12 protein-coding genes are annotated in these 17,101 nt (G+C 45.4%); 10 read left to right on the top strand and 2 right to left on the bottom strand.

All coding sequences use genetic code 11. The features are described from left to right. The first annotated feature begins 84 nt into the window (after nt 1-84). Nucleotides 85-1,692 carry a BCCT family transporter gene (locus DW091_RS16025; RefSeq protein ID WP_158577919.1) on the top strand — a complete coding sequence of 536 codons (1,608 nt, stop codon included), beginning with the start codon at nt 85-87 and terminating at the stop codon, nt 1,690-1,692. Nucleotides 1,693-1,758: 66 nt separating this feature from the next. Here the strand turns inward: DW091_RS16025 and DW091_RS16030 are convergent, their stop codons facing one another. After that, nucleotides 1,759-2,397 carry a TetR/AcrR family transcriptional regulator gene (locus DW091_RS16030; protein WP_058693011.1) on the bottom strand — a complete coding sequence of 213 codons (639 nt, stop codon included), beginning with the start codon at nt 2,395-2,397 and terminating at the stop codon, nt 1,759-1,761. Between the two features lie 255 nt (nt 2,398-2,652). Here DW091_RS16030 and DW091_RS16035 point away from each other — a divergent pair, with 255 nt between their 5' ends. From DW091_RS16035 to DW091_RS16045, 3 genes are read left to right on the top strand one after another with little or no spacing between them, the layout of a single operon-like run. Next, nucleotides 2,653-4,092, top strand: coding sequence for a trimethylamine methyltransferase family protein (locus DW091_RS16035; RefSeq protein ID WP_158577920.1), 1,440 nt, complete (start codon nt 2,653-2,655; stop codon nt 4,090-4,092). Between the two features lie 12 nt (nt 4,093-4,104). Next, nucleotides 4,105-5,373 (top strand): MFS transporter, encoded by a 1,269-nt coding sequence (locus tag DW091_RS16040; RefSeq protein ID WP_118518662.1) that lies wholly within the window; start codon nt 4,105-4,107, stop codon nt 5,371-5,373. A gap of 39 nt (nt 5,374-5,412) precedes the next feature. Further along, nucleotides 5,413-6,744 (top strand): sodium/glutamate symporter, encoded by a 1,332-nt coding sequence (locus DW091_RS16045; RefSeq protein ID WP_118518663.1) that lies wholly within the window; start codon nt 5,413-5,415, stop codon nt 6,742-6,744. A gap of 284 nt (nt 6,745-7,028) precedes the next feature. Here DW091_RS16045 and DW091_RS16050 read toward each other — a convergent pair whose 3' ends face one another. Next, nucleotides 7,029-8,495: an L-serine ammonia-lyase, iron-sulfur-dependent, subunit alpha gene (locus DW091_RS16050; protein ID WP_317985605.1), complete on the bottom strand. Its 1,467-nt coding sequence runs from the start codon at nt 8,493-8,495 to the stop codon at nt 7,029-7,031. A gap of 302 nt (nt 8,496-8,797) precedes the next feature. Here DW091_RS16050 and DW091_RS16055 point away from each other — a divergent pair, with 302 nt between their 5' ends. From DW091_RS16055 to DW091_RS16080, 6 genes are all read left to right on the top strand, one after another. Beyond that, the gene (locus DW091_RS16055) at nt 8,798-9,361 is read left to right on the top strand and encodes an XRE family transcriptional regulator (protein ID WP_118518665.1); all 564 of its coding nucleotides are present in this window, start codon (nt 8,798-8,800) and stop codon (nt 9,359-9,361) included. Nucleotides 9,362-9,683: 322 nt separating this feature from the next. Beyond that, the gene (locus DW091_RS16060) at nt 9,684-11,144 is read left to right on the top strand and encodes a trimethylamine methyltransferase family protein (RefSeq protein ID WP_118518666.1); all 1,461 of its coding nucleotides are present in this window, start codon (nt 9,684-9,686) and stop codon (nt 11,142-11,144) included. Between the two features lie 99 nt (nt 11,145-11,243). Then, nucleotides 11,244-12,521, top strand: coding sequence for an MFS transporter (locus tag DW091_RS16065; RefSeq protein ID WP_074616337.1), 1,278 nt, complete (start codon nt 11,244-11,246; stop codon nt 12,519-12,521). Nucleotides 12,522-12,658: 137 nt separating this feature from the next. Continuing rightward, nucleotides 12,659-13,969 carry a sigma 54-interacting transcriptional regulator gene (locus DW091_RS16070; protein ID WP_118518667.1) on the top strand — a complete coding sequence of 437 codons (1,311 nt, stop codon included), beginning with the start codon at nt 12,659-12,661 and terminating at the stop codon, nt 13,967-13,969. Further along, a complete protein-coding gene (locus tag DW091_RS16075; RefSeq protein WP_118518668.1) occupies nt 13,966-15,336 on the top strand; it encodes a sigma 54-interacting transcriptional regulator in 1,371 nt (456 codons plus the stop codon). Before DW091_RS16070 ends, DW091_RS16075 begins: the two co-directional genes overlap by 4 nt. A 302-nt stretch (nt 15,337-15,638) precedes the next feature. Next, nucleotides 15,639-17,075 carry a trimethylamine methyltransferase family protein gene (locus tag DW091_RS16080; RefSeq protein ID WP_074616334.1) on the top strand — a complete coding sequence of 479 codons (1,437 nt, stop codon included), beginning with the start codon at nt 15,639-15,641 and terminating at the stop codon, nt 17,073-17,075. The last annotated feature ends 26 nt before the right edge of the window (nt 17,076-17,101 follow it).

The following is a 17,101-nucleotide window of genomic DNA, read 5'->3' on the forward strand; positions in this document are numbered from 1 at the left end:
TTTCAGGCTGGGCAGAGGTTCCTTTACAGGCGGAACCTCCCCAGTCCTGTCTGTTTGGAGAACATGTATAAAAAGGAGGGTAACATGTCTGGTAAAAAGGAAAAGAAGAACGGAAGTATGTGGAAGGCAGTTGATAAGAGCGTGCTGATTCCAGGAGGAGTCTGTCTGCTCCTGGTAGTGGTCGCTGGCGCAGCTTTCCCCGAACAGTTCGAGTCAATGCTCGGCGCCTGCGTTGATTTTATTATGGCACACTTTAAATGGCTTTACATCATCTGTGTCTGTGCCATTACTATTGTCTGCTTCTGGCTGATCTTTGGCAGGTACGGCAGTATAAGGCTTGGCGGAAAAAAAGCTAAGCCGAGCTTCAGCCTTTTTACCTGGTGCACCCTGTCGCTTACGGGCACCATCGCTGTCGGCATCTGCTTTTACGGTGTGTCCGGCCCGGTCAACGCTTTTATGAACCCTCCGGAATTTATGCACGTGGCGGCCGGAAGCCCTGAGGCGGTCATTCCCAGTCTGAAATATTGTTTTCTGCACTACGGTATTCCCCCGTATTTTTTGATGGTCTTTTTCGCCATGATTCTGGCCCTGGTCTATTACAATGGAAAGCGGGACCTGCGGGGGAGCTCCACGCTATTTCCGCTGATTGGTGAAAAATCCAAAACCTGGATCGGGAATATCGCGAATATCCTCATGGTAGTCTGCCTGATTGTCTGCGGAACCAACATGGGACTCGCCGTTATCCAGCTGAACGCGGGCATTGGTACGGTGGCCGGAATGGACCAGACACCCAGCTTTGAAGTAGTTTTAATCATCATCTATACAGTGGCGACCGTCATTTTTGCCACCTCCGGCGCCCATAAGCTCATGGGATATCTCAGCAATGTCAATGCAGTGTGCTACGCTGTGATTCTGGTTTTTGTCATACTGGCCACGAGCGCTAATGAAACTTTTACCCTGCTTTTTACGGCTCTTGGCGAATTTGTGAGGGATTTTATTCCCATGATCTCCTTTGGTGATCCGGTCTATCAGACCGGCTGGCAGAGCAGCAACTCCATGTTCTACTATGCCTGGAATCTGGTGCCGGCCCTCATGCAGGCCCTGTTTTACGTCAGTATCGCCTATGGACGTACGCTGCGCCAGTTTCTTTTAGTCAACTGCCTGCTGCCCTGTACGGTTGTGTTTACCTGGTACGCCGCCTTTGGCGGTAACGCCATGATGGGTATTTTAAACGGCAGCGATCTCTTTGCCCAGATGCAGCAGTTCGGCGACGGTATCGCAACCTTCGCGTTTTTAGACACCCTCCCCCTGGGTACCGTCATGAAATGGGTCTTTATCATTGTTGCCATGATGACCTTTATCACCTTCTCGGATTCTGTAGCCTACTCTTTCCCCATGCTTTTGATGAAAAAAACGTCGACGGACGTCTCCCTGACCAAAATTCCCAAAAGCCTGAACGCAGCAGTCGCGATTTTTATGGGTGTGCTGACAATGGTACTCCTTTTTGTGGGCGGTTACGACGCCCTCAATCAGGTAATCGTCGCTCTGGGTTTCCCGGCAGTTATTTTTACGCTCCTCGTGCTCATTGCCGGCGTGAAATTTATTCTGCACCGCGATCGGTATGACGCGACTTATATTGAGGAAATGGAGGAAGAAAGGCAGCGGGAGCAGATGGAGAAAGAAAAGGCATAAACTTAAGAATGCCCAGATCTCTTTATTGTAAGAGATCTGGGCATTTTCATTTTTCACCAAAAAACTTTATAGAATCGTATAATGCATAACCGGGATCTGGGCAAGCTGTTTTTCTGCGAGATCAATATATTCCCGTGCTTCCTGATAGGAAAGCCCCATCATCAGCATTCGGGCGGTGTCTGTTTCGTCACGTATTTCTTCGTAGGAAATCTCGATGGTACCGGAGATCTTTGCCTTGTTCAGGGCAGTCCAGATGCCGTTAGACTTAATGCCAAGCTTTTCTGAAAACTGATAATCTTCTGTTCGGTTCATGTCCTGAAAGGCATTATATGTAAATAAAAACAAGGGTGGTGATATATAGTCTGCGTCCATCCAGGTTTCGATATAAAAATCTAAATCATTTTTACTGTCGAGCAATTCGCGCAGAATATAGCGGTAAAAAACAAGTGAGTAGAGCAAGGGGTCCTGATCATCCAGATAATCGTGCATTGTTTTAGCGCATTTCCTCGAAAAATCATCGCACATCATTTTTGCGATGGTATATTTTCCGTCTGGAAAATAATAGTAGGTTAAAGATACATTAACACCTGCAGCCGCAGCGATATCACGCATTGAGGTTCCGTCATAGCCATTTTGCTTAAACAGATTTTTGGTTTCACTTAAGAGTTTATTATAAATTTCATTTTTATCTCTTTTTTTTGCCATTTTTATGCCTCTGTTATCCTGTTTATGTATTTTCATTAATTATACACTTTGAAAAAAACAAAGTCAACAGATTCAATATTTGTTTTAAATTATTTTGAACTGTTTAAAATAATTTAAAACAAATATTGACAAATTTAAAATATATTTATATAATGGGGTCAATAAAGGAGTGAAGTCCTTTACCAAACTGCTGAGTAATACACTGCTATTCTAGACATGCCGGTGTTTACTTGTTTCCGCATAGGGGGGAAAACATTGAAAGCATATGAAAGATTTATTTCAAAAAATGATATTCTGAAAATCCATGAAAATAGTTTGGATATTTTGCAAACAGTGGGGATGGAATTTGATCACAATGAAGCCTGTGAGGTGTTTAAAAAGCATGGGGCGAAGGTTGATGGACATAAGGTTTATATTCCGAGAAAGATGGTTGAGGATGCGCTGAAGCTCGCAAAGCCCAGCTTTGAGTATACGAGCCATAAGTGTACGAAAACAGTCGGTAAGGGGTCAAAGCTTTTTGTTCCGCTGGCCGGATATATTTATAATAATGACCATGGTAAAATTCGTAAATGTACGAACCGGGATTATGTTAATCAGTTTATTCTATCTGAAACAAGCGATGTTATCAATGTGTCTAACTGTAATTTTATGATTGAAACCGACCATTTGACCGATGCTCAGAGGCGTTTTGGCTCCATTGCCATCATGCTCAGATATTCAAAAAAGATGACTTTATTTATCAGGCCAAATCCACTTAAGGATCCGGCTGAAAAAATGCGGGCGATCTGCAGAGAGCTGTTTCAGTTTACGCGCCGCTTCGAAGGAGTGTCAAAAGATAAAATTTGCGGCCTTGGCCTGACAACAACGTTGACACCGCTGAGCATGCACTTTGCTCCGGTTGAGATGATTTTTACCTGTTGCGAAGAAAACCAGGCGCTTCTGATAACCAGCGTGCCAATGCCCAAGATGACAGTGCCGGGTTCCATGGCGGGAGAGCTTGCGGTCAGCAACGCAGAAGTTTTAGGCGGCTATGTGCTGGCAAAGCTTCTGAACCCGGAGGTTGCTGTTGTCTATGGGAATACACCCGCTTCCGCTAATCTGCACACGCTGCAGCTGTCAATCGGTTCTGCCGAGACAGCCCTTGGTGTCTATGCGACCGCTGGGTTGGCCGATCTTTATAATCTGCCTTTCAGGACAGGCGGCAGTCTGGCCGATTCTAAAACATGCGATTTTCAGGCAGGATGTGAAACCACTCTGATTACTCAGGCGACAGTGGATGCAGACACCGATGTGATTCTTCATGGAGCTGGTTGCTTAGGACAGTTTAATGTGGGCAGTGCAGAAAAATTTGTTTTGGATGAAGATGTTATTCGCTATGCGCTTCGGATAAGAGAAGGAATAAACTGCGAGGATAAACGGTTTTGCCGAGATGAAATTGAAAAGATCGGCCCGAAAGGGAGCTTTCTGATGGGAAGAACCCCTAAAATGTTCCGCGAGGAGTTTGTCGTGCCGCACCTGTTCAATAAAGAAGATCCGTTGAGCTGGCAAAACAACGGCAATAAAGACATCCTGGAAGCTGCAAGAGAGCATATTAAGAAACGTATTGAAGCATTTACGCCACCGGATATCACAAAAGAACAGCAGAAGATATTAGAGCCTTATTTGCCATCGGAATTCAAAGAACGCATTAATTAAGGAGACAGTAACATGAACGAGAGGACTAAAAAAAGGACGCTTGCGATTTTTATTCTTGTCAGTTTTGTATGCGCATTTGCCTATTATATGCCATCCTTGCGGTATACATTTTATGATCAGATGAAATCAGCGTTTATGCTGACAGATACGCAGATGGGTCTGGTGGCTTCGGCTAAAGCCCTGGCTAATACAGTATGTTATCCCATTTCCGGGTATTTTGCATCCAAGTTTTCAACCAAGAAGCTTTTTATCGTTTCTTTAATCGGATTTTTGGTGTTGACCGCCTGGTATTGGCTGGCACACACATATGTTGAGGTCATGATTATTTTTGCCCTGCATTCATTCTTTGCCATCGCGACTTTTTGGTCAGCTTATTTAAATGCTGTCCGCGCTCTTGGAACAGAAGAAAATCAGGGAAAAATGTTTGGGAGCAGTGAAGCGACGCGCGGGATTGCGCAGACCATCGCCGGATTCATTTGCCTGTGGATTGTGGGACTGGTTGGAAATTCACTTTTTACAGGATTCCGCGGCGCTCTTTTCTTCTGCATGATTGCCTATGTTTTACTTCTGGTTGCGACGATTTTTATTATGCCAGACGAAGACCCGGTTAAGGCCGAGGCAAAGAAAGAAAAGTCTGGACTCAAGGGATTCATGGAGGCTGTGAAAGATCCGGCGATCTGGGTAGTTACTTTTGTGGTTATGTGCGCATATGTATCGTGGACGGTTGGAAACGGCTATATGACGACCTACACAGTGCGGGTGCTCAATATTTCACAGCAGACGGCCAGCACAATTGGCATTGTCAGAAGCTATATAATTGTTTTGGTAGCTGGATTTTTAGGTGGATATGTTGTCGATAAATTTTCATATAAAGGACAGGCTTTTATTGTGCTTTTTACCTTAGTTGCAGGTTTAACAGCCGGGGTGATATTCACGTCCTTTAACGTCACTTTGTGTGTGATCATCACTCTGGTTTTAGCGCTTATTGTTAACATTATGAAATCAACCTACTGGTCAACAATGGGACAGGCAGGTATTTCGATTGAAAAAACAGCTATGGCAACAGGTGTTATATCCTTTATTGCTTTTATTCCAGACTTCTTTGTAGGGCCGATCTGTGGTTCCTGGCTCGATGCGGCAGAAGCGGCTGGCAATGTTGCGATTGGATTTAATAAAATATTTGTTTTTCTCATTGTGTTTTCAGTTTTGGGAATTGTCTCAGCGGTTATTTTGCTCAAAAGGACCAAGAGCGCAGAAAAAAGCGTCAAAGATACGATTTAAAATGTTCTGCATAAGAAAAGAACAGAATGGAGGGGGAACATGGAGTTTTCGTTTAATACCTTGCTGATTGACTTTGCTCTGGCATCTTTGCTGATGGTATTTGCGCAGTTTTTGCGCTCAAAGGTAAAAATTGTTCAGAGACTTCTGTTGCCCGCTCCATTGATTGCAGGTGTTATTGGCTTAGTCGGTGGACGCTGCTTTTTGAATGTTCTGCCATTCAGTAAAGAAATTATCAATTATCCGGTTTTTCTCATTGTGGTTCTTTTCGGAGGTTTGTTTATTGGAAATAAAGGGACGGGCCTGATGAAAGCCATTAAAAAGACGCAAGACACTTTCTATCTCAATCTTGCCGCTGAGCTGGGACAGTATGGTTTTTCACTGTTGGCAGGCTTCATCTTTATTCCCCTTCTTTTTCCAGCAGTCAATACTTCTATCGCGCTGCTGTTGCCGTCCGGATTTGTCGGTGGACATGGATATGCCGTTGCCATTGGGAGCACGCTTCAGGAGATAACAGGCTGGGAACATGCTGTCGCTATTGGCCAGACGTTTGCCACCATCGGTTTAATCGTAGCTCTTTTAATTGGGATTATCTTAATAAAGTATGGCATATCAAAAGGATACCCTACATATATTAAAAGCATGCAGAAGCTGCCGGAGTCGATGCGAACAGGATTTTATTCACCAAATGAGCAGGATGCCTACGGAAGAAAAACGACATCGGCAATTTCTGTTGAGACTTATACATGGCATATTGGTTTAGTGTTAACCGCGACGGGCGGCGCCTATCTGATTGATTTCTACTATCAAAAACTGGGTCTTCCTTTTGCCCTTCCGCTGGTCTGTCTTGCCCTTTTCTGTGGTATTATGATCAATGCCTTTTTAAAAGCGGTTAAGCTTAATCAATATGTGGACAAAGAGATTATCACTCACATCGGCAGCTCCATTACCGATTATCTTCTGTTCTTCGGTGTGGCGTCACTGGATATTAAAATTGTGTTCGCTTATTGGAAGCCGATACTCTTTCTTTGCCTGTTTGGTATTTTGTACTGTATTATGTTTGTTTTTTTCATTGGAAAGCGTTATTTTGTATCGAACTGGTTTGAGCGTGGCATTTTTATTTTTGGCTGGAACACAGGAATCGCAGCGATGGGGATCATCCTCCTTAGGATTCTTGACCCTGAATTCAAAACAACGGTTTTGACGGACTATTCCCTGGCCTATTCTGTCATCGCTTTGGTGGAGATTTTGATTGTAACGTTTTTGCCGGTTTTTGTGGGATACGGATACGGCTTTGTTTGTTCAGTTGTTTTGATTTTATGCTTTGTTTTATTAGTTTTACGCGCCAGGTTTTATAAGAAATCGACAGAGTAAAAGGGCAAAACAGCCAGAGGAATTGAGATCCTCTGGCTGTTTTTTTCTTGATGGTCGGGCTTCTGTCGGTAATCCAGTTTCCGTGTGATACGCGAATTGGGATGTTTGGCAAATAATAATCATTTTTGTAGGCTTTTGATGTCCGTCTGATAAAGTTTCCGTCTGGACCTGCTTTGACAATTTTATCGTACATCAAAGTTTTTTCTGTAAATTTATAGCCTCTCAGCTACCTTTTAACTGTGACAGTAAGTTATTTGTTAAATTCATTTGCTCTCTCCTATTTTTTATCGCTGTTGGTTTCTCAAATCCTGTTCCTTTGCCAGCTGCTGGCCACAGGGTGTTGTGCATAAACCGCCCTTACAGGTACAGCGCAGCTCGCTTGGCAGCTGCATGCCGACTCTGAACATCGTCTCCGCGGCCTGATCAAGAGGAATCAGCGGATCATACCCCCCCATTACCATGTTTGCGCTGACAAGGGAATTGGCCACAGACATGGCGTTTCGGCTGATACAGGGCAGCTGGACCAATCCGGCTACCGGGTCACAGATTGTACCGAGGATATTCTGAACGGCACAGGAGGCTGCCATCAGGGACTGTCTGGGCGTTCCCCCCATTAAAAACACAAGAGCACCTGCCGCCATGGCCGACGCAGCGCCTGGCTCCACCTGGCATCCGTACAGCTCTGCGGAGTAGTTATGATCTTTGGACATGGCGATGCCGATGACAGCGGTTGTGAGCATGAGTTTTATTTTTTCATCCATGTCCAGCTTTAATTGATTTGCCGCTGCCAGAACAGCGCCGGGAAAAACACCGGCCGAGCCGCCCGTCGGCGCGCAGAGCACCACACCCATGGCGCTGCTGTATTCCATCGTCGCCATAGACCAGGGGACCATGGCGTTTAATAGTCCCATATCCAGAGCGCGCCGGTCATGTTCGATGAAGTTTCCGATTTTTCCGGCGGTTGGTTTTAGCACGCCGTTCATTTCGATATCGCCCTTGAGGGCTTCCCGGACACCAGCTTCCATCGTCTCGATGACAAAACGCATGTAGTTTTTTATGGCCTTATTATTCCAGCCGCTCCGCGCCTTTTCATAGTCAATGGCCAATTCCCAGAGCTCTTTATGGTTTTCTTCCGCCAAACGCTGCAGTTCCTCCGCACTGTGAAAGGGGAGCACCGCATTTTTATTGGAAGTGACCACCAGAATCGGGGTGATAAGGTGAACACTCTCAACGCTTTCAAGCTGCTTAATCCGGTTGATGATTTCTTCAGGGATTTCCGTTCGGCTTTTAATATTAATAAGACAGCCCTTATCTCCGACTGAAAGCGAGGAGCCCTCGTTTTCGGAAAACAGCGAGAGACAAGCCTGCATCAGTTCTTCGGCTGAGTTTCCGCTTGCTTCGCTCTGCAGCACCAGCTCAAAGCAGTCGCCTGTGATGGACACATCAAACCCGTTTATTTTTAACAACCGGACAGTTCCTCCGCCTGTCGAGTCGGTATAGATTTCGGCAGTCTCTCCGCAGTCGTCCCAGAGTGTCATGCGGGATAAATTTGGCTTTATGGGCACAAAGTCACTGATTTCAAACGTGACCTCCACGCCGGCCTCTTTTGCCAGAGTAAAGGCGTCGCGCAGACGCGGATCTTCTGGCCTGTGGCCCAAAAGCCCGTTAATAAATCCCATATCCGAGCGCTGTCCCTGATACATTTCGGTATAAGCGCCATCTCTGGCAAATTCAATTCGGACTTTTTTCAAGTTTCCCCCCACGAGCTGCCTGCACAGATAGCCGATTCTTGAAGGTGCGCATGTGTGTGAACTTGAAGGACCAACCATAATAGGACCTACAATATCATTAAATATACTTGGACTTTGACGTTGCATGATAAACCTCCTGCTCTCCAGTAATCTTTAGCGGTATTATATAGCAGCCTACGGCAAAAAGCAATAAAAATTTCATATATATGAAATTTTGCTATGCGTTTGTGAAAATAACATTGTGTTTTTTTACAAATACAGTATAATAATGATAGAAATTTCTGATTCAGAAAGGATTTGCTATGAAAAACAACGAGCGGCCTTCACCTGTAAAAGTGGGGGAAAAACTCCGAAACCTAAGAAAGAAAAAAGGGCTGACGTTAAAAAAGCTTTCCGAAAAGGCAGAGCTGTCCATTGGATATTTGAGTAACCTGGAGCGTGACGCCTGCAGTCCTACCCTTGAGAATATCCAGAAAATATGCGGTATTCTGGATGTTTCCCTGAGTGAGCTGCTGGAGGAAAATATCGAAAGCCGCACAGTTATAAAAAAAAATGAACGTACGGTTATTTTTGAAAAAGAAGGGGCTGTCTGTTACGAATCCATTGTGTTTGGCGAGGATGAGATGGAGGGACTGTGTATCACACTGGAGCCTCATACAAAATATGACGCCTCGAACTGGGTGCATAACTATGATGAAATAGGCCTGATTATCGAGGGGAGCATGGAAATACGGATCGAGAAGGACTACCATCACCTGAACAAGGGAGACGCATTTTATATCAAGGCTAAAACGAATCACAGTCTGAGCAATGATACGGATGCCCGCTGTATCAGCTACTGGGTAAAAAGCCCACAGTCAGAGTAGGTTTGAAATTTCAAATATATGAAAAATTTATAGGGCTTGCTTTGTTTCTTTCAACTGGAATATACGGCCATGTTTAAATAAAAATTTCATAATATTGCTCTTTAAAGAACTCTTTCCAGGAAAGGGTTCTTATTTTTTTCAAAATTATTGTCGTGTTTGTTTTAAAAACGGTATTATTTTAATAAAATTGAAAAATAATTTTAATTGCTTTATTAAAAAATGTCTGTTTAAAGGGGTTTTGTGCAGATTAGGGTTTTGGCACAAAGCTTGCATTAGATAATTCACAACAAATGCGCATTGTAAATTTACGGAGGTATGGGTTATGTATCAAAACAGAAAATTATATGAGAAATATATCACGCAGGAACAGGTTGAGCTGATTCACGAGTATTCATTGAAAATTTTGGAAGAGGTTGGCATCGCCATTGAAAACGACTATGCGCTGGAAGTGTTTAAGAAGCACGGCGCATCGGTAGAGGGGCAGGTTGTCCGAATTCCAAGAAATGTGGTTATGGAGGCTATTGCCAACGTACCTGGTGAATTCACCGTTCATGGGCTGGAAAAATCTGTCACCATTGGTGAAAAGTATGATCCGGTCAATACAGGGCCGAGCGTTCCGACCATGATCCAGGATTTTAAAAATGGTGGAAGCTACAGGGACTCGATGCTTCCAGATGTGGTTAATTACTATAAGCTGCAGGAGACCAGTCCGGTGGTCAATATCGCCATGAATTCCTGTACAGACACGCCGGATTTGGACAAGTCGGCAGATGATTATTTCACACCACAGCTGGCGCTGTCACTCAAATCAGTTACAAAACCGATTTACCAGGTGCACTGCGTCAATACGGAAAACTATAAAAAGACAGACCTGATTCAGGCAAACCGCAACGTCTTAAATTTTCAGAAGCAGTTTTACGATGAATGGGATAAATATGTGAGTTTGACAAACTGCTGCGTTTTGTCGCCGCTGGCCATCGGGGCAGATGTCGCGGCAGCCTTGATCGGATGTGCCCTGGAGAACCAGCCGGTGATTCCGATCTCCTGCTCCATGACAAATTTAACATCCCCGCCTTCTCTGGCAGGCACCATCACCCACGACAACGCCACACTGTTAAGTGCAATCACTTTGGTACAGTTAATTCAGCCGGGCCTTGGCTGTGTCTATGGAACCGTCACCACGCCGACCGACATGCGCACCATTCAGCTGGCCATTGGTTCGCCGGAATCCTACCTGATGATGATGGGCTCAATTGCCATGGCAAGATTTTATGGTTTCCCGGTACGCTCTGGCGTTGGAGGAAGCAACAGCTTCGATTTGGACTACCAGGCAGGGGTTGACGCGTTTATGATGCTGGAGCCGGGCTTCATGGGCAAAACGGATTTTATGCTTAACTCGGTGGGAAGTTATGGCACCTATAATCTCGGAAGCCCTGAAAAGGTGGTCCTGGACGAGCAGACGATTCTTTATCAGAAACGCATCAACGAAGGGCTGAACGTGACGGCTGAAACCATTATGTTTGATAACATTAAGGAGATTGGGCCAAGAGGTAGCTATCTCCAGGGAAGAACGCCTAAAATTTACCGAAAAGAGCATTTCCTGCCGCTTCTGTTTAACCGCGACGGGGGCAAACCGGGCGCTTTGATGGAAAGCAAAGGAACGCTTATTGAAAGAGCGAGCAAAGAGGTCGAAAAGAGATACGAGGCCTATAAAGCGCCAGATTTGACGAACAGACAAAAAGAACTGCTGAACACGTATCTGCCGGAGGGCTACAAATTTTAATATGCTGAGAATTCCTTATTCAGAAAAGCATAGCTTTCTGAATAAGGATTAACCTTTAAAGGGGTGTAACAAAGGGGATTATTTAAAGAGGAGATTCTCATGAAAAAATTTAATTTTCAGACATTTATGGTGTTTTTTATTCTGAGTGCCACAGTTGCTCTGGCGTATCAGATTCCGTATTTAAGATATACTTTTTATGATCAGTTTGCAGCGGCGTATCAGTTTTCAAACACGCAGATCGGCCTTTTGGCCTCGGCCTTGACCTTTACAAACACAATCTGCTACCCGATTGGCGGCTTTGTCGCGGATAAGTTTTCAACCAAGACCCTGATCTGTATTACGCTTGCGGCCTTTGCCGTTCTTACCGCCATTTTCGCTCTTACAACAAACTTTATTGTTTTAATCATCGTTCATATTTTATACGGATTTTTTGGAATTGCCACCCTGTGGTCGGCTTATCTCAATGGTATCCGCAACCTGGCGGACAAGGATAACCAGAGTAAAATCTTCGGCAGCAGTGAAGCGACCCGCGGGATTATTCAGACCATTATGGGCTTCGCCTTTTTGGGAATTCTGGGGGTGATGGCCAGTGACGCAGCCGGGATTAAAGCAGTGTTACTCTTTGGGAGCGGGGCCTGCGCTGTATTCTTTGTTCTGGCGCTTATCTTTCTGCCAAAAACGGAGATCAAAGCAGAAACACTGGACAGCGCGGAGGACAGTGGCAAAAAATATTCGTTGATGGAGGTTTTGAAAAACAAGGGTGTCTGGGTCACCATTTTTGTCATCATGTTTGCCTACATTTCCTGGACGGTGAGCAACGGCTACCTGACCACCTACACGGTTCAGGTTTTAAACATTTCCCCGGCAACAGCCAGCGCCCTCGGTATTGTCAGAAGCTACATCATCGTGCTGCTGGCAGGTTTTATCGGCGGCTTTGTGCTGGACAAGTTTACGTATAAGGGAAAGGGCTTTCTGGTATTCTTTATTGCCATTATCGCTGCGATCATCGGCGTTATGTTTACCTCCACGGCTGTGCCGCTGTGTATCGCCCTGACACTGGTCATCGCGTTTTTAGCCAATATTATGAAATCCACCTACTGGTCCATCATGGATCAGGCGGGCGTTCCGCTGGGCATGACGGCGATCGCGACAGGCATTATCTCCTTTATCGCCTTTATTCCTGACTTTTTAGTCGGACCTGTCTGTGGTAAATGGCTGGACGACGCGGCAGCAGCAGGAAACGTGGCCGCTGGCTTTGACAAAATTTTCATTCTGCTGATTATCTCCTCCGCCATCGGTATTGTATCCGCTATCTTATTGACGAAAAGAACCAAAAAACTGGAATCCCAGCAGAAAAAATCAGAAGCGGCTGATTAACAGGACAGCCTGTCTCAAGCTCCGTTATCCTATTGCCGGATAATGGAGTTTGTTTTTTAAGAAATGCAGACGGCTGAGACTTTTTTGCCAAAATCCTTTATAATTAAAAAAACGAAAACAGAAGGGAGGGCGCTTTTATGAGCCCATGTGCGCTGGATAAAAAAATGATGCTGGAAATATTAAACAACCTCTTTCCTGGTATTTTTATCACAGACAAAAGAGGAAAGGTGCTCTATGTCAACCCCGCCATTATCAGGCAGTATGGCAACAAGCCGGAAGATCTGGTGAATGTGATCGACTGGGGAAAATGGGAGGGCATTGTTTTTCCAATACTTTACAGGCATCAGCTCAGAGAGCAGAGACTGCTGTTTTACAAACAGTACTTTCGGTTATCGAATGCCTATCACACCTCAGCAACTGTGCCTGTTTTTCATGGGAGGGGCCCGTATGACTATACCGTCCATGTGATTCAGGAAGACAGTCTGAGGCCAGATGCGCCAGAGTCGGAGCACCCCTTCCCCACCTTCTCCCAAAATGCGGCCATGCAGTCTAAGCTTGAACAGCTGATGACCATGGCAGGATCAGATTTGCCCATACTGCTCCAGGGTGAAAGCGGAACAGGAAAAACCTACTATGCCCGTCTGATTCACGCGAACAGCCCGAGAAGGGACGCGCCCTTCATTATGCTTAACTGCGGTGCGATTCCGGAATCCCTTATCGAAAGTGAGCTCTTTGGGTATGCCGGAGGTGCGTTTACCGGGGCAGAAAAAAATGGCAGGAAAGGCTTTTTTGAAATGGCCGATCAAGGGACGCTTTTCCTCGATGAAATTGGAGATATGCCCCTGCATTTACAGGCAAAGCTGCTGCATGTTCTCGAAAGCCAGACCATACGCCCTGTTGGCTCAACGGAATCCATTCCCATTGATGTGCGTATTATTACCGCGACAAACAGAGACATTCACAGTCTCATTTCAGACAAAAAGTTTCGTCAGGATCTCTATTGGAGGATCAGCGCTTATACCAGCATTATTACCCCGCTGCGGGAACACAGGGAAGATATTATCCCTTTAGCCCTTGAGTTTTTAGAGGATTTGAACCATGAATACCAGACTCATAAGCATTTCTACCCATTAATTTTTATCTACCTGCTCTCCTATCCGTGGCCCGGGAATATCCGGGAGCTTAAAAATGCTGTCGAGCGGGCCTTTATCTTGACGAGCAGCAACGAAATTAATGAGGAACGCCTGCCCAGGGATATTCTGGGTGTTTTTAAAGACCGGATGTACAAATACAGTCATGATTACAACGGTATTATCCGCCAGGCCGAGGCAGTGCTTTTGAATATTGCCATCACAGCCCAGGGGTCAGATTCAACTCAAAAAATTGCCGAATTTTTAAACATTACCTATACTCAGGCTCTATACCTAAAGGAAAAGCACCAGCCATGAACAAGCATAAAAATCATTTAAATTTTTCAGAGGATTACTGGGAATACTTATACGCCATGCCAGACCAGATATTTTCAGACGCCTTAGATAAGCTGTATCTGGGAATAATTGTATGGGATGCCTGCGGAACAGTCCTGTTCGCAAACCCGGCTGTAAGAAAATGCTATCAAACCGAGCCAGCGTGGCTGAAAGCGTACTATGAGAATAAACCAGCGCAGGCTGAAAAGCCGCCTTTTTCCCCGGAAATCCGGGAGCCTCTTGTCCTTAAGCCCTCTGAGGATATGACATCAGCCGTTCAGGTAAGAATCGTAAGGCCGGTGTTTTCGGATGAGGAAAAAACACAGCTTAAGTTTGTCATTGAGCTGTTTCAGGAAAATCTGCCCTATCTGGATGTGGATGGCTCAAAGGAAAATCTGCGCACAGACAAAGACGGAGAAATGCAGCGTATTGTTGGACGAAGCCTGGCTTTTTTGCGTCCTCTGATCGAATTGAAAAAAATTGCCGACTCCAATATGCCCATTCTGCTTTTGGGTGAAAGCGGTGTCGGAAAAACACTGATCGCACAGTATGTGCATGATTGCAGTCCCAGAAAGGACCGGCGTTTTTTCGCAGTAAACTGCGGAGCGATCCCCGGCAATCTGCTGGAGGCCGAGCTTTTTGGCTATGCGCCGGGCGCCTTTACCGATGCCAGTAAAGCTGGACGGCAGGGGATTTTTGAGATTGCAGACCGCGGCACGGTCTTTTTGGATGAAATCGGTGATATGCCCCTGCCCCTTCAGGTCAAAATTCTCCATGTTATTGAAAACAAAAGCCTGGTGCCTGTTGGTGGCCGGGAAGCCATCCATGTAGATGTCCGGATCATCACCGCTACAAATAAGAATCTGAAAGAAATGATCAGGAAAAACCTGTTCCGCTCAGATCTGTACTGGAGGATCAGCACCTTTTACCAGACCATTCCGCCTCTTCGGGAGCGAAAAGAGGATATTATTCCCCTGGCTCATTTTTACCTAAACCAGCTGAATGAAAAGTATGGTACCCATAAGGTTTTTGATTACGCCACCCTGTACACCCTGCTGGATTATGACTGGCCTGGAAACGTCCGGGAGTTCCAGCACGTTGTGGAGAGAATGTATTTTTTGAGCAGAAAGTCCATTATCTATTTCCCGGATTTTGAGATGGTTCAGAAACTGGAGGAGGAAGAAGAAAAAGCACCGGAGTATGATTTCGAATTTATTCTTGACGCCATCAGGAAGCATTTAGTCCGGAAGTCCTACGCTGAAAATAAAACCTCACACCGGGTGGCAGAAGATTTAAGCATTTCACCGTCCAAAGCTTATCGGCTGATTAGAAAGTACTGTAAAGATTAAGAGAGCTTTAAAGCTCTGCCGAATGCTGGATAAGCTTTATCAGCCCTGGAGGCGGTAAGACATTATCTGCAGTATGTATTTCAAAAGAACAGATAAATAAACAACAAACAGAAAAAAGTATAAAAGACAGATGAGATTATCTATTTTTAAAACCCAAAAAGAAAATTTATCTAAAAATAAATATTATTCTCTAAAATAATGGTCATTTATGGGGAAAATTGAGTGAATCGGGTATGGCACGCTTCTTGCATTATATTAAAATCATAAAAACTATCCGAATGATATAATAAGGAGCCAGGAAAATGAAAAAATATGAGCAGTATGTCTCAAAAGAAGATGTCTTAAAGATTCACGCGTATTCGGTCAGAATTTTGGAAGAAGTCGGTGTGCGGTTCGAGCACGAAAAGGCTTTGGAGGTATTTAAAAAGCACGGCGCCCGGGTGGAGGGCGAGACGGTTTTTATTCCGGAAAAGATGATTGACGAAGTGCTTAAATATGCGAAAAAAGAATTTACCATCCGGTCCTGCAAAGGAGATATTACCATCGGCGCTGGCGAGCAGCACAGTATCGGTATTTATGGGAACATCTACAGACACCATCACAATGGCAGAATCGAGAAGATGACCAACCAGGACGTTCTGGACCAGTTTAAGCTTGCGGATACCAGCAAGATCGTTACCGCGGCGTCCATGAACTTTTTTCTGAATTATGACAACAGCTTTACAGAAGATCAGAAAATATTCGGCAATATTGCCATGATTCTGAAATATGGACACAAGCCCATGATCATGGCAAGCCCCAACACCTTTGGCATGGATGATGAGAAGGTTTCGGTCGCTTTCAGAAGAAATATTGAGCTCATTAACCAGTTTGAGGGGAATGACGATGTCCACAACGCTTATGTGGTCAATACGCTGTCTCCCCTTACCCTGGATCACGACCCCATTGAACGGACCTTTATTCTGGCGGAAACCAAGCAGGCCATCATCGTGACGCCATGCGCCATGCCGCTCATGACAGCGCCGCCGTCAATGGCGTCTATGCTGGCCATGACAAACGCCGAGGTGCTGGCGGGTTACACGCTGGCCAAGCTTCTCAATCCTGAGGTGCCTGTGGTTTACGGCAATACCTCAGCCGCGACAGATATGCGTACCGTACAGCTCTCCATTGGTTCGCCGGAGTCCGTGCTCGTGAGCTACGCGACTGCCGGGCTGGCAGATTACTATGGCCTTCCCTACCGCACTGGCGGCGGCCTGAGCGACGCCAAGCAGCCGGATATACAGGCAGGGGTTGAGACCATGATGAACATCGAGGCTACCAGAAACTGTGAGGCGGATATCGTCCTGCACACCTGCGGATGCATGGGGTCCTTTAATGTGACGGACTTCGGGAAATTCCTGATCGATGAAGAAATGCACAACATGGCGCTTCATATTAACCGGGGCATTAACTGCGAGGATGATCGTTTCTGCTTTGATACCCTTAAAAAGGTTGGGCCAAGGGGTGTCTTCCTAAAAGGGAGAACGCCAAAAATGTACCGGGAAGAGGTTTATCTGCCAAAATACTTTAATAAGGATGATCCAAACCAGTGGCAGAACAAGGGCAGCGTGACTGTCATGGATGTTGCGGAGGAGGACGTCAGAAAACGGCTGGACAGCTTTATCCCCAGTGAGATCACAAAGGAACAGAACGAGCTGCTTCTGCCCTACATTCACGAAAACTACCGTGAAAGCATCTAAAGAACCGGGCAGGATCTGAGGTGAGT

Origin of the sequence: Eubacterium sp. AM05-23, from assembly GCF_003477535.1 — a bacterium.
In the GTDB taxonomy this organism is placed as follows: Bacteria; Bacillota; Clostridia; order Eubacteriales; family Eubacteriaceae; genus Eubacterium; species Eubacterium maltosivorans.

Bases quoted from the DNA above. Each gene is read 5' to 3' on its own strand.
- DW091_RS16075 (WP_118518668.1), top strand. From the start codon at position 13,966: ATGAACAAGCATAAAAATCATTTAAATTTTTCAGAGGATTACTGGGAA.
- DW091_RS16060 (WP_118518666.1), top strand. From the start codon at position 9,684: ATGTATCAAAACAGAAAATTATATGAGAAATATATCACGCAGGAACAG.
- DW091_RS16080 (WP_074616334.1), top strand. From the start codon at position 15,639: ATGAAAAAATATGAGCAGTATGTCTCAAAAGAAGATGTCTTAAAGATT.
- DW091_RS16055 (WP_118518665.1), top strand. From the start codon at position 8,798: ATGAAAAACAACGAGCGGCCTTCACCTGTAAAAGTGGGGGAAAAACTC.
- DW091_RS16070 (WP_118518667.1), top strand. From the start codon at position 12,659: ATGAGCCCATGTGCGCTGGATAAAAAAATGATGCTGGAAATATTAAAC.
- DW091_RS16030 (WP_058693011.1), bottom strand. From the start codon at position 2,397: ATGGCAAAAAAAAGAGATAAAAATGAAATTTATAATAAACTCTTAAGT.
- DW091_RS16025 (WP_158577919.1), top strand. From the start codon at position 85: ATGTCTGGTAAAAAGGAAAAGAAGAACGGAAGTATGTGGAAGGCAGTT.
- DW091_RS16040 (WP_118518662.1), top strand. From the start codon at position 4,105: ATGAACGAGAGGACTAAAAAAAGGACGCTTGCGATTTTTATTCTTGTC.
- DW091_RS16045 (WP_118518663.1), top strand. From the start codon at position 5,413: ATGGAGTTTTCGTTTAATACCTTGCTGATTGACTTTGCTCTGGCATCT.
- DW091_RS16065 (WP_074616337.1), top strand. From the start codon at position 11,244: ATGAAAAAATTTAATTTTCAGACATTTATGGTGTTTTTTATTCTGAGT.